Genomic DNA, 12,623 nt, shown 5'->3' with positions numbered 1-12,623 from the left:
GCACCCTCCCCCCCCACTTCTTCCCCCACCCCCTGTGCCTCGCGCACCCTTCGAAAGGCCCCGTGTGTCCACGCCGCGCGCCGACCCCCACCTTCCCGCCGTACACCTGCGCCCACCCAGCAACTGGATCAACGACCCCAACGGGCTGGTCTTCCACGACGGCCACTACCACGTGTTCTTCCAGTACAACCCCCACGGCCCGCAGCACGCGAACATGCACTGGGGCCACTTCCGCAGCCCCGACCTGATCACCTGGGAACAGCTCCCGCTCGCCCTCGCCCCCACCCCCGGCGGCGACGACGCCGACGGCTGCTTCTCCGGCAACGCCATCTCCGTCGACAGCCGGCTGCTGACCTTCTACTCCGCCCACCGCAACGACCGCTGGTGGCAACCGGTCACCACCGCCGAATCGCACGACGGCGGCCACACCTGGACCAAGCGACCCGACCTGCTCATCGAGCAGCCACCCACTGACACCACGATGTACCGCGACCCCTACGTCTGGCAGCAGGACGGCCGCTGGCGGATGCTGGTCGGCTCGGCCCTCGCCGACGGCCGGGGCGCCGCCCAGTTGTATGAATCGACGGACCTGGAAATCTGGCAGCACCTCGGCCCGTTCGCCGCCGACGCCCCGAAGCCGCTGCCCGGCGGCACGGACACCGGCGCCGGCTGGGAATGCCCCCAGTACGCCTCCTGGCCGACGCCCGACGGCGCAGGACGCCAGGGCCTGCTGATCGTCAGTACCTGGGACCCCGACGCTGGCCCCCAGGCCACTGCCGCCTACCCCGGCCGCGAGACCCCCAACGGCACCTTCCGTCAGACCGAGCCTGTCCGGCTCGACCACGGCCCGGACTTCTACGCCCCCGCACTGCTGCACGCCCCCGACGGGCGCTGGCTGCTGTGGGCCTGGTCATGGGAAGCCCGCGCATCGACCTGGGTAGGCGAGGCGGGTTGGGCGGGACTGCTCACCCTTCCCCGTGAGATCACCCTCGCGGTCGACGGCACCGTTCACCAGCAGCCCGCCCGGGAACTTGCCGCACTGCGCGGCGAGCAACTCCTGTACGCCACCGGCCGCGCCCAGACTGCCCCGACCGCACTCGGCGAAGTCGGCCGCACCTTCGACCTCATCGCCCATCTCACGCCCGTGTCAGGCCGGCCCGGCGGCCTCCGGCTGGCCACCTCGGCCGACAGCAGCGAACACCTGGACATCACCGTCGACCCCGACACCGGCGAAGTGGTCGTCGACCGCTCGCACGCCTCCCGCGACCCCCGGGCCGTCGGCGGCACCTACCGCATCCCCTGCCCGGCGGCCCGATCCGGGGCACCGGTCGAACTGCGCATGGTGGTCGATCGATCTGTCCTCGAAGTTTTCCTGATCACCGGAGAGGCCCTGACCCTGCGCTTCTACCCGGTCTCCGATGCTCCCTGGTCGCTGCAGGCCCGGGCCGTCGACTTCACCGTCCAGGCATGGGCTCTCGCCGCCCCCGCGGCGCCCGTAACCGGCACGGCAACCCAGGACGCCCCCCACGCGCACCACGCACAAGGCGCGCCGTGTCCAGAACCGCCCGTCCCCGCCGCAGACTTCTCGCGGCCCTGACGTTGTGCTGGACCAGGCATCAGCACGTGGTTCGACCGGAACGTGTGGACCCGCGCCGTCGACACCGGCTTCACCGTCACCCGCAGCTGACGGCTCGAGCCGCCGCCCAGGGGCCTACTCTGCGCCGTCGAACCCGTGGTCGAAGCCCTTCAGTACCGGGTCCAGTTCGGCGGCCGCGCTACAGAGAAGACAGCGACGCGAGTTGTGGAGGAGCGGCTGGATGCCCATGTCACCACCCTGATGGACGCGCCGGGCTGACACGCGACAAACATGTGCGGCGCGGGGGCGGCTTCTCGAACGTTCAAGCTTCCTCGTGCATCCGTGTCGCGTCACCGTGCGCTGCGGTCGCGTCGGTGGCTACCAGGCGCGGGCCGCTTCCCGTAGCCGCTCGCGTACGCGCAGCACATCGGGGTTGGCTTCGGCGCCGGGGCGCTGGAGCAGGAAGAGGGTGTTCAAGGGTGGCTCCTGCGGATCACGCAGTAGGGCGAGGCGGCCGGAGCCGAGGTGGTCTTGGCACAGGGAGCGGGGCAGGACGCTGTAGCCGGCGCCCGCGTTGACCGCAGAGAGGACGGCGTAGAGGTTGGGGACGGCGGCGCGGGCGGTGTGCTGTTTGCCGAAGATCGTGCGCCAGTAGCGGCGGATGATGGGGAGATCTTCGGCGTAGGTGACCATCGGGACCTCGCGAAGAGCGGTGCACAGGTCGTCGGCCTGCCCATGTCCGCCCATGCGCTAAGCCCAGGCAGGGGTGGCGACCAGGAGGTATTCCTCGTCCGCGAGCGGTACGGACTCAAGGGGGCGGCCGCGCGGGCGCCGGGTGGCGATGACGAGATCGTGACGGCCGGCGCGCATCTCCTCGATGAGCGGTTCGGGCAGGCCCTGGGCGACGCGCAGCTGGACGCCGTCGGTGACCAGGTCGGCCTTGCCCCGGCGGTTCTGCACGAGGATGTCCAGCACCATGCCATCCTGGTCGAACGCCCGCCAGAGGTATTTCTGCTCGCCGTTGATCTTGATGAAGACCTCGTCCAGATGCCACTTGTCCCCAGGCCGGGGCTGGCGGCGGCGCAGCGAATTGGAGTACCGCTGCCCGAATTCATGCACCAGCGGCGGATGGTCTCGTAGGAGACGCTCACGCCGCGCTCGAGCGTCAGCTCCTCGGCCTCACGGAAGCTGAGCGGGAAGCGGAAGTACAGCCACACGCAGTGGGAGATCACCTCGACCGGGTACCGGTGACCTTTGTATGACGGCGACGCGCTCCCCACGGACGATTCCCCTCCACCATGATCAGCTGGGCGATTATCCCACCCGCCCAGCCGACGTGACAGCGCCCTTCAGGCCGGTGGCGCCCTGGGCGTGCAGGGCGTCGATGAGGGTGGCCGGTATGCCGGACAGGCCGAAGCCGCCGACTGCCAGCGAGGTCCGGTTGGGGATGTCGGCGACCGCTGCGGCGGCGCTCGCGCTGACCTTGTTCACGTAGGGGGTCCTTTCAGTCGGAGGTCGGTCGGTAGCCGGTCGGAGGTCACTCGGAAGCCGACCGCAGGGCGTCGGAGATGGACTTGGCGCCGCCGTGTGCGGTGAAACCGCCGTCGACGGGGATCTCGGCGCCGGTGATGAAGGAGGCGTCGTCGGAGAGGAGGAAGACCACCAGCGGGGTGATCTCGTCGACGGTGCCGGTGCGGGCCAGCGGCGTCTCGCGGATGTTCGCCTCGCGGAAGGCGGACGCGGCGGAGGCGGTCATCTCGGTCTCGATGAAGCCGGGATGGACGGTGTTCACGCGGATGCCCCGCGGGCCCAGCTCGACACAGGCGGCCTTCGACAGGCCGCGCAGCGCCCACTTGCTGGCCGTGTACGCGACCGGGTAGTGCCCGGTGAGCCCGGCGGAGGAGCCGACGTTGACGATCGACGAGCCTGGCGGCATCAACGGTGCCAGGTGCTGGATGGCAAGGAGCGGGCCGGTGACGTTGACCGTGTGGACGCGGGCGAAGTCCTCGGGCGTGACCTCGTGGAGTCGCGCGCGCCAGGTGATGCCGGCGTTGTTGACCAGGCCGTGGACCTCTCCGTACCGGCAGCGCAGGTCTTCGGCGAGCGCAGCCCACTCCTTCACGTCGGTGACGTCCAGGCGCAGACAGCCCGGCGCCTGAATCACATCGGTGGCGACGACCACCGCCCCCGCGCGGGTCAGCGCCTCGGCCTCGGCTGCGCCCTGCCCGCGCGCGGCTCCGGTGACGATCACGACCTTGCCGTCCAGCCTGTTCACGGCCCCGCCGTTCACGGGCGCAGCCGCGGGCGCTTGCGGGCTCGGGGGACCGGTACCGGTCCAGCACCGGGCACGACGGTGTTGGAGACGGTGCCGATGCCCTCGACGGTGAGGGCGACGGTGTCGCCGGGCTTCAGCGGTGGCGGATCCTGGCGGCCGCGTACGCCCCACAGCTCGGCCAGGCAGCCGCCGTTGCCGCAAGTGCCGGAGCCGAGCACATCGCCGGGACGGACGTATGTGCCGCGCGAGGCGTAGGCGACCATCTCCTCGAAGGTCCAGCTCATGTTGGACAGCAGGTCCTTGCCGACCGCCTCGCCGTTCACCGAGGCGGTCAGGGCCAGTCGCAGGAAACCGTCCGTGTCCCGGTACGGCTCCAGCTCGTCGGCGGTGACCAGGTACGGGCCGAGGGTGGCGGCGGTGTCCTTGCCCTTGCAGGGGCCCAACCCCACCTTCATCTCCGCGGATTGAAGGTCACGGGCGGACCAGTCGTTGAAGATCGTGTAGCCGATGATGTGGTCGCGGGCCCGCTCGGGCGTCAGGTCGCGGCCCTCGCGGCCGATGACGGCGGCGACTTCGAGTTCGAAGTCCAGGACCGAGGAGCCGGGCGGCACGGGCACGTCGTCGTGCGCGCCGATGACGGCGTACGGATTGGTGAAGTAGAAGGTCGGCGCGTCGTACCAGGCGTCGGGGACCCCGGACGTGTTGTCGATGCTGCGTCGTACGCCCTCGACGTGTTCCTCGAAGGTGACGAAGTCCCGTACGGACGGCGGCTGGAAGGGCGGCAGCAGTCGCACCTGCGAGACATGCGGGCCGCCCGGCGTGGCGTTGCCCGCCTCGCGCAGCGCCGCGGGGCCCGCCCGGAGCAGGTCGAGCAGCGAGGCACGGCCGGGGAAGGGGTGGAGGGTGCCGTCGTCCCCGACGGTGGCGACGCTGTGGCGGCCGTGGTGTTCGTACGTGGCGAAGCGCATGGCATTCCTGAAGTCCGGGGGCCGGGGACGGGGGCGAGTCAGGGCATGGACCGTTCAGCGCTCCCGGCGCCGAGCCGAGAGGGATCAGACCGGCGGGGCGACGAAGACACCGCGGTCGACGTCGTTGAAGGACTCCTTGGCTACCAGTTCGTTCATGGGGTTGGCGGTGCCCCACTGGTCGGTGACTTCGGGCCGGGAGAAGTCGTAGACGTGCGGATGCCAGGTGTCCTCGTCGAGTTCCTCCAACTCCGTTGTGTACTCGACGGTGTTGCCGTGCGGGTCGAGGAAGTACGTGAAGGTGTTGTCGCCGGCCAGGTGCCGGCCCGGGCCCCAGATCTTGCGGGCACCGGAGCGCATCACGCGTCCCGAGCCGCGCATGTACTCGTCCAGGCCGCGCATCTCGAACGAGACGTGGTGCAGGGAGGTGTGCGGCCCCTTGGCGAGGGCCATCGAGTGGTGCTGGTTGCTGATCCGCATGAAGTGCATGACCTCGCCCATGTGCGGGGAGCTGAGCGTGTCGGACAGCCGGAAGCCGAGGTGGCGCTCGTACCAGGCGCGGGTGGCGTCCAGGTCGGGGGAGTTGAGGACGACGTGCGAGAGGCGGACGGGGATGGCCTCCTTCTCCTCGATACGCCGGTGCTGCCGGGCCTCGACCTCCGCCGAGACCTCGATGGTGCGGCCGTCGCCGTCGAAGAAGCGGAAGCCGTAGCCCCCGCCGGGGGTGTCGACCTTGCCCGGCTGCGAGATCAACCGCACGCCGTCCGCGAGGAGTTGCCCGGCGAGCGTGTCCACGTCGGTGGCCGACGCGGCGCCGTAGGAGACGAGGTCGAGCCGCTTCTCCTCGGCCTTGCGGAGCCGTACCACGTACTGCTCGGGGCTGCCTTCGGCGGCCAGGAAGGAGATGCCCGAGTCCTCGGCGACCTTGGTCAGGCCCCAGACTCCGGCGTAGAAGTCGAGCTGCTTGTCGTAGTCGGGCACGGCGAGGTCGACGTGCCGCAGGTGGGTGAGCAGGCGGTTGGGCGAATCGTCGGTCATGTCGGGGCTCCTCAGGCGAGGCGTAGCAGCGCTGCCGCGTTGCCGCCGCGTACGGCGTGGAAGTGGGGGTCGGGCAGGTCGGTGGCGGCGCGCAGCGCGCCGACCGGGTCCTCGGTGCCCATGTCGAAGGGGAAGTCCGAGCCGAGCAGGACCCGGTCGGGGCCGGCCACCCGGATCAGCTCGCGCAGGACGTGCGGGTCGTGGACGAGCGAGTCGAAGTACAGCCGCTTGAGGTAACTGCTCGGCTCGGATGCGCAGCCCCGCGTGTCCGGTCTGGTCCGCCAGGCGTGGTCGGAGCGGCCGATGTGGGTGGGCAGGTAGCCGCCGCCGTGCGCGGCGATCACCTTCAGGCCGGGGTGGCGGTCCAGCACGCCGGAGAAGATGAGGTGGGAGAGCGCGACGGCGTTCTCGGTGGGCTGCCCGACCGTGTTGGACAGGTACCAGCGGTCCAGGCGCTCGTCGAGCGTGCAGCCGAAGGGGTGCAGGAAGAGCACGGCGCCGGCCTCCTCGGCGCGCGTCCAGAAGGGCGCGTACGCCGGGTCTGACAGCTCCAGACCGGGCGCGTGCGAGGAGATCTCCACACCCAGCAGCCCCTGCGCGAGGGCGTGGTCCAGCGCCTCCACGGCCAGCGCCGGATGCTGCAGCGGCACCAGACCGAGGCCGAGGAGCCGTTCGGGGGCCCCCGCGACGTGCGCGGCGGTGCCGGAGTTGGCCAGCTCCCACACCGTGCGGGCCAGGCCCTCGTCGGCCCAGTAGTGGTAGTGCGAGGGGGACGGCGAGACCAGTTGGACGTCGACGCCGGCGGCGTCCATCGCGGTGAGCCGGGCCTTGACGTCGGTCAGTCGAGGGATGCGGTCGCGGACCATCGGGCCGCTGACGGCGAGCGCCTCGGGGCCGTTGCGGCGGGCGTCGAGGCTGCGGGCGGCGGCCAGCCCGGGGTGTACGGCGACGGCTTTCTCGACCTGTGGAAGCAGGACGTGCGCGTGGACGTCGATGGTGGGGGTTACCGGGGTGCCCAGGGCGTCCGCGGTGGCCGGGGTCGTCACGGGGTCTCCTTCAGGACGGACATCGTGCGGCCGATCAGGCCGGGCACGTCGGCGTCACGGACGCCGTCCAGCTGCCACTGGCCGAGCAGCACCGAGGCCTCGACGACCGTGCGGACACGGTCGATGCGGCGCTCGTGGTAGTGGGTCAGCAGGTCGTCGAGGGTGTCGAGGGAATCCCACGACTCCTGCGCGCTCAGCAGCTCGGCCAGTACGGAGGCATCCTCCAGAGACATGGCCGCGCCCTGCGCGAGGGTGGGCGGGCAGGCATGGGCGGCGTCGCCGACCAGCACGACCCGGCCGCGGTGCCAGGAACCCTCGACGAGCAGCCGGTCGAACCAGGTGTAGTTGACCTGCGCAGGGTCGGTGATGCTGGCGGCGATCTCGGGCCAGGCGCCGCCGTACGGAGCTGCGAGGCGTCGCATCTCGTCCGCGTACGAGGCCGGGTCGATGGAGGCGCGGTCGCGGTTGGCCTCGACGAGATAGGCGTAGATGGTGTTCTCGCTGGTGGGGCAGTAGCCCGCGATGTAGCAGGGCCCGCCGTAGGCCAGGTCGGTGCGCTCCACGCCCGCCGGGCGGGGTGCGGCGACGCGCCAGATGGCCATGCCGGTCGGCTCGGGTTTCTCACTGATGCCGATCATCGCGCGGGTCAGGGAGGTGAGACCGTCGGCGGCGATGACGAGGTCGTAGCGGCCCTCGATGCCGTCGCTGAAGCGGGCGGTGACACCGGCCCCGTCCTGGACCAGCTCGTCGGCGGTGGTGCCGAGGCGGACCGTCGCACCGCTCGCCCGGACCGCCTCGCAAAGGATCTCCTGGAGCCGGGGCCGCCGCATACCGATGGTCGCGGGCAGGTCGTCGCCGCCGGTACGGATGTCCTGCTGGACGTGGAACACATGGCCGTCGGGCGTGGCCAGGCCCACGGAGTCGAAGGTGTAGCCGCTCTCTCGGACCTTGTCCCACACGCCCAGCTCGCGCAGTACGCGCAGCGCGTTGCCCTGGAGGGTGATCCCGGAGCCGAGGACGTTCCAGTCGGGCCTGGCCTCGATCAGGTCCACGGTGATGCCCGCTCGCCGCAACAGCACGGTCACGGCGTTGCCGGAGGCGCCGCCGCCGATGACGAGGACGGTGCGGGGGCGGGGGTCGGTCATGGGATCTCCCTGCGGTGGGGCCGCGCGACTTCGAGCGGCAGGGGTGGTGGTGCGAGCCGGACGGGTGCGGCTGTTGGGGCGGCCCACTCCGTCGGTCCGGGGCGTTACTTGACGGCGATCGGGTTCACGGGGGAACCGACGGCTCCGGTGATGGGCAGCGGAGCGGCGGTGAGCCAGAACTCGTACCGTCCGTCGGCCGCACAGTGCTCGGCCAGCGCGTCGAGGTCCCACATCTCGCCGATGAGCAGGCCGATGTTGGGGATGGCGACCTGGTGCAGCGGCTGGAAGGCGTGGTCGAACTCGTTGGGCCGGACCTCGAAACCCCAGGTGTCGGTGGCGATCCCGGCGATCTCGCTGCCGTGCAGCCAGCCGGCGGTGGTGAAACTCAGCCCGGGCGAGGGACCGCCCGCGTACTCGCCCCAGCCGTCACGCCTGGCGCGGGTCAGCTGTCCGGTGCGGACGAGGACGAGGTCGCCGCGGCCGACGGTGACGCCATGCGCCTCAGCGCTGGCGGTCAGGTGCTCCTCGGTGATGGCGAAGCCGTCGGGCAGTTCGCCGTTCTCGCCGACGACCAGACCCACATCGAGGAGGACGCCCTTCCCGGCCACGTACGGCGCCATGTGCTCGATGCCCGTGACGAGGTCGCCCTGGGAGGTGACGACCTTCTCGGCGGCCCGCCCGTTCCATGCCTTGCCATGGTCGAAGATGTGACCGAGGCCGTCCCACTGGGTGGAGCACTGCAGCGGCATCGCTATCACGTCGTCGGCGCCGCCGATGCCGTGCGGGAAACCCTGGTTGCCCAGGGCGGCGTCGGTGCCGGTGTCGAGCATGGTGTGCACCGGATTCGTACGTCGCCGCCAGCCCTTCTGCGGGCCGTTCATGTCGAAACGCTGGGAGAGCGAGAAGCTGACCCCGTCGCGGACGAGGGCCGCGCCCTCGCGGCGCTTTTCGGCGTCCAGGAAGTTGAGTGTGCCGAGGACGTCGTCCTCGCCCCAACGGCCCCAGTTCGAGTACGTCTTGGCGGCCTCGGCGATCGCGCCCTCGGGGTCTTTGGGATCAGGCACGGTGGTGCGGTCGATCACGGCGCCTCCTCAGCGACGCAGCGGGTGCGCTGGGCACCGAGCCCCGTGACGGATCCGTCCATCACGTCGCCGTCGCGCAGCAGCCGACCCCAGTGCAGGCCGTTCCCGGCCGGGCTGCCGGTCAACACCAGGTCACCGGGAAGGAGTTGGGAGGTCTGGGAGATGTACGAGACCAGACGCGCCACGCCGAAGATCATGTCCTTGGCGGACTCGTCCTGCATGGTGTCTCCGTTGAGTTTCAGGGTGACCTGCAGCTCGGACGGGTCGGCCACGGACCCGGCCGGGACGATCCAGGGGCCCAGCGGGGTGAAGCCGGGAGCGCTCTTGCAGCGCAGCCAGTCGGTGCCGATGGCGGGCATGTCCCGGCGGAAGACGGTGGCCCGGTCGGTGAGGTCATTGGCGATGGTGTAGCCCGCGACGTGGTCAAGGGCCTCTTCCACCGTGACCCGGTAGGTGGGGCGGGAGATCACCGCGGTCAGCTCCAGCTCCCAGTCGGGCTTCTTGGCCCAGGCGGGCAGTACGACGTCGTCGTAGGGGCCGGTGATCGTGGTCGGCAGGCCGATGAAGACGTACGGGAGATCCTCGGTGGCCCGCTTGTCCATGATCGCCGCGATGTCGGCGCGGGCCTCGTCGGCGGTGCGCGGGTCGTCCGGGGAGCGGTGCGCGACCTCCAGGTCGATCACGTGCTGCCGGTAGTTGGCGCCGGACTGGAAGATCTGCCGGGGCACGACAGGCGCGTGCACGGACAGGTCGTCCAGCTGCAGCCAGTCACCGGCCGGCTCGTCCGCGAGGCCGCGCAGGCGAGGCAGTTCCTCGTCCCAGTGCTCCAGGAGAGCGAGGGTGGTCAGGGCGGGTTCGTCCAGTGCCGTACGCAGGTCGAGCACGCGGCCGTCCGGCAGCACGAGGCCGGGGAACGCGACCCCGCCCGGAACGGAAAGAGTGCCGATGGCCAAGGGGCCGGTGAAGTGGGGCGCCGACGTGGCTGCGGATTTCACGGAGATGTCCTCCCGATTGCGGTGCCACTAATCTGGCCCGTACTCTGCGATCAGGGAAATTGATTCTCTGGATACCAGGCATCCAGGCAGCGAATAGTCTGGACTGTCTCCTACTCCGTACAGGGATTTCGCGTGAACCTGGCCAGCCTGGACCTCAACCTCGTCGTCGCCCTGCGGGCCCTCCTGGAGGAGCGCAACGTCACCAGGGCGGGCCGACGCATCGGGCTCAGCCAGCCCGCCATGAGCGCCGCACTGGCCCGGCTGCGCCGCCACTTCGACGACGACCTGCTCTCCAGGGTCGGCGGCCACTACGAACTGACCGCCCTTGGTCTGGCCCTCCTCGACCGCACCGCCACCGCCTGCGACCTGCTCGAACGCGTCTTCACCAGCCAGGCGGTGTTCGACCCCGCCCGTGAGGAGCACGAGTTCACCCTGATCGCCTCCGACTACGCGGTGGCCGTCTTCGGTGCCGAACTCGCCCGCATCGTCCACACCGAGGCGCCGGGAATCAGACTGCGCTTCAAGCAGCCCCCGACGGACATCACCGAGAACACCGGGGCGCTGCTGAGCACCGCCGACGGGCTGCTGCTGCCGCACGGCATCATCAGCGATCTTCCCGCCGTGGACCTCTACCGGGACCGCTGGGTCTACCTCGTCGCCGACGACAACCCCGAGGTCGGTGAGCAGCTCACCCTCGACGACCTGGCCCGGCTGCCGTGGGTGACGTACCAGCGCACGTACGACGCACCCGCCGCCCGTCAGATCGGCATGCTCGGTATCGAGCCGCGCGTCGAAGTCTCCGTGGACAGCTTCCAGTTGATGCCCCTCCTGGTCGCGGGCACCCGCCGGGTCGCCCTGATCCAGGGGCGTCTCGCCGACCGGTTCGACGGACTCGTCCCCGTACGGGTCATGGAACCGCCCTACGACGCCGTGCCGCTCCGGGAAGCCCTGTGGTGGCACCCGGTGCACACGCACGACGCGGCGCACATCTGGCTGCGGGAGACGGCGGCCCGGGTCGCCGAGACCATCCACGGCAAGGATGATCGCGATCCGGGAGATCGATCGGACAGAAGCTAGGCAGGGCTTGGCCGCTCACTCATAGTCGACGCCAGATCCTCCGCACGCTCCTCTCCTCGGGGTCTCTGTGTCCCGATGGCGTGCCGTCCCTCACCTCGCCACGTGGAGTTCCCGCATGCCCGCTTCCGTGCCTTTGCCCGCCTACGCGGAACCAGTGCCGCCGTCCGGTGCGATCCTTCCGACGTCCGGTGCCGCGCACCGGCTGCGCGTCGCTCTCCTCATGGCCGGCAGCTGTCTGCCGATCCTCGGGGCCGTTCTTATCGCCCCCGTGCTGCCCAAGATGCAGGACCACTTCGCCGGCGTGCCCGGCGCAGGCGCCCTGGTCCCGATGGCCCTCACCGTCCCGGCCCTGGCGCTGGGCCTGCTGGCGCCCTTCGCGGGCGTCATGGTCGACCGGCTCGGCCGCAAGCGCCTGCTGATCGCCGCGACCGTGCTGTACGCGATCTTCGGCACCGCCCCGCTGTGGCTGGAGTCGCTGGGCGCCATCGTGGCCAGCCGCGCCTTGGTAGGTGTCGCCGAGGCCGCCATCATGACCTGCTGCACCACGCTGATCGGCGACTACTACAGCGGTCGGGTGCGGGACCGCTACCTCGCCCTCCAGACCATGTGCGCCTCCGCCTCCGCGACCGCGTTCTTCGTCATCGGCGGTGCCGCGGGGTCGGCCGGTTGGCGGACCCCGTTCTGGATCTACGCCGTCAGCCTGCTCATCGCCCCGCTGATGGCCATCGGGCTGCCGAAGCCGACCGCGGCCACCGGTGCCGCAGCCGAGGACGAGGAGAGCAAGGACACCCCGTACACCCCGTACACCCCGGGCACCACGGTCGCCCCAAAGCGCTCCTTCCCCTTCCGGCAGCTGGCCGGGATCTGCGGACTCACCGTGTTCGGGGCCCTCGTCTTCTACACCGTCCCGGTGGAGATGTCCTACCTACTGGACGACCTCGGCGTGACGGCGACCAGCGTGATCGGGCTGGCCACAGCGATCGCCAGCGCCGCCACCGTGGCCGGCGCGATCACCTTCGCCAAGCTGCGCGGGGCCCCGGGGCCCCGGCTGCCACTCGTCTTCGCCCTGTGCTCGGCCGGGTGCGCGGTGATGTGGCTCGCCAACAGCGCGCCGCTGCTGATCGTCGGCGCCGTACTGAACTGCCTCGGCACCGGTCTTCTGCTGCCTTCCCTGCTCACCATCGCCATGTCCAAACTGGACTTCGCCGACCGCGGCCGTGGCACCGGCCTGTGGACCGCGTCTTTCTTCATCGGCCAGTTCATCTGCCCGCTGGTGCTGATCGCGGCCGAGTCCGCCCTCGGCACCCTGGCCGCCGCCGTCGGCCTGCTCGGCCTGACCTCGGCCGTCGTTGCGGCAGCCCTCTTCCTGACCGCCCGGCGCAGGGCCGCGGCCGTCGCACCGTTGCCCCAGTAGCAGGAAGCCG

Annotated in this window: 12 protein-coding genes and 1 pseudogene; 3 read left to right on the top strand and 10 right to left on the bottom strand. The window is 70.7% G+C overall.

Translation table 11 applies throughout. The annotated features are described in order from the left end of the window. The first annotated feature begins 64 nt into the window (after positions 1-64). On the top strand, positions 65-1,597 hold the full coding sequence (locus tag QQS16_RS00845; RefSeq protein ID WP_286059569.1) for a glycoside hydrolase family 32 protein: 1,533 nt from the start codon (positions 65-67) through the stop codon (positions 1,595-1,597). Between the two features lie 357 nt (positions 1,598-1,954). Here QQS16_RS00845 and QQS16_RS00840 read toward each other — a convergent pair whose 3' ends face one another. The 10 genes and pseudogenes from QQS16_RS00840 to QQS16_RS00795 all read right to left on the bottom strand — a co-directional run bounded on the left by QQS16_RS00840 (position 1,955) and on the right by QQS16_RS00795 (position 10,122). Further along, positions 1,955-2,323 (bottom strand): LysR substrate-binding domain-containing protein, encoded by a 369-nt coding sequence (locus QQS16_RS00840; protein ID WP_353479645.1) that lies wholly within the window; start codon positions 2,321-2,323, stop codon positions 1,955-1,957. Positions 2,324-2,512: 189 nt separating this feature from the next. Then, positions 2,513-2,856 (bottom strand): annotated as a pseudogene (locus tag QQS16_RS00835) (IS6 family transposase); the annotation flags it as partial. A gap of 34 nt (positions 2,857-2,890) precedes the next feature. Then, the gene (locus QQS16_RS00830; protein WP_502963741.1) at positions 2,891-3,067 is read right to left on the bottom strand and encodes a CoA-transferase; all 177 of its coding nucleotides are present in this window, start codon (positions 3,065-3,067) and stop codon (positions 2,891-2,893) included. A 46-nt stretch (positions 3,068-3,113) separates the two neighbouring features. After that, positions 3,114-3,851 (bottom strand): SDR family NAD(P)-dependent oxidoreductase, encoded by a 738-nt coding sequence (locus tag QQS16_RS00825; protein ID WP_286059568.1) that lies wholly within the window; start codon positions 3,849-3,851, stop codon positions 3,114-3,116. Between the two features lie 11 nt (positions 3,852-3,862). Continuing rightward, on the bottom strand, positions 3,863-4,819 hold the full coding sequence (locus QQS16_RS00820; protein ID WP_286059566.1) for a fumarylacetoacetate hydrolase family protein: 957 nt from the start codon (positions 4,817-4,819) through the stop codon (positions 3,863-3,865). Positions 4,820-4,903: 84 nt separating this feature from the next. After that, entirely contained in the window at positions 4,904-5,854 is a 951-nt protein-coding gene (locus QQS16_RS00815) for a VOC family protein (protein WP_286059564.1), read from the bottom strand. A gap of 11 nt (positions 5,855-5,865) precedes the next feature. After that, positions 5,866-6,900: an amidohydrolase family protein gene (locus QQS16_RS00810; protein WP_286059562.1), complete on the bottom strand. Its 1,035-nt coding sequence runs from the start codon at positions 6,898-6,900 to the stop codon at positions 5,866-5,868. Further along, positions 6,897-8,045, bottom strand: a complete 1,149-nt coding sequence (locus QQS16_RS00805) for an FAD-dependent oxidoreductase (RefSeq protein ID WP_286059549.1) — start codon at positions 8,043-8,045, stop codon at positions 6,897-6,899. Before QQS16_RS00805 ends, QQS16_RS00810 begins: the two co-directional genes overlap by 4 nt. A 104-nt stretch (positions 8,046-8,149) precedes the next feature. Further along, positions 8,150-9,127: a cyclase family protein gene (locus QQS16_RS00800; RefSeq protein WP_286059547.1), complete on the bottom strand. Its 978-nt coding sequence runs from the start codon at positions 9,125-9,127 to the stop codon at positions 8,150-8,152. Then, positions 9,124-10,122, bottom strand: coding sequence for a fumarylacetoacetate hydrolase family protein (locus QQS16_RS00795; protein ID WP_286059545.1), 999 nt, complete (start codon positions 10,120-10,122; stop codon positions 9,124-9,126). Before QQS16_RS00795 ends, QQS16_RS00800 begins: the two co-directional genes overlap by 4 nt. Before the next feature lie 132 nt (positions 10,123-10,254). Between QQS16_RS00795 and QQS16_RS00790 the strand changes: the two genes are divergently transcribed. After that, positions 10,255-11,199: a LysR family transcriptional regulator gene (locus QQS16_RS00790; protein WP_286059544.1), complete on the top strand. Its 945-nt coding sequence runs from the start codon at positions 10,255-10,257 to the stop codon at positions 11,197-11,199. A gap of 115 nt (positions 11,200-11,314) precedes the next feature. Beyond that, a complete protein-coding gene (locus QQS16_RS00785; RefSeq protein ID WP_286059543.1) occupies positions 11,315-12,613 on the top strand; it encodes an MFS transporter in 1,299 nt (432 codons plus the stop codon). The last annotated feature ends 10 nt before the right edge of the window (positions 12,614-12,623 follow it).

Origin of the sequence: Streptomyces sp. ALI-76-A, from assembly GCF_030287445.1 — a bacterium.
In the GTDB taxonomy this organism is placed as follows: domain Bacteria; phylum Actinomycetota; class Actinomycetes; order Streptomycetales; family Streptomycetaceae; genus Streptomyces.
This window is presented reverse-complemented; position numbering and strand designations above follow the sequence as displayed.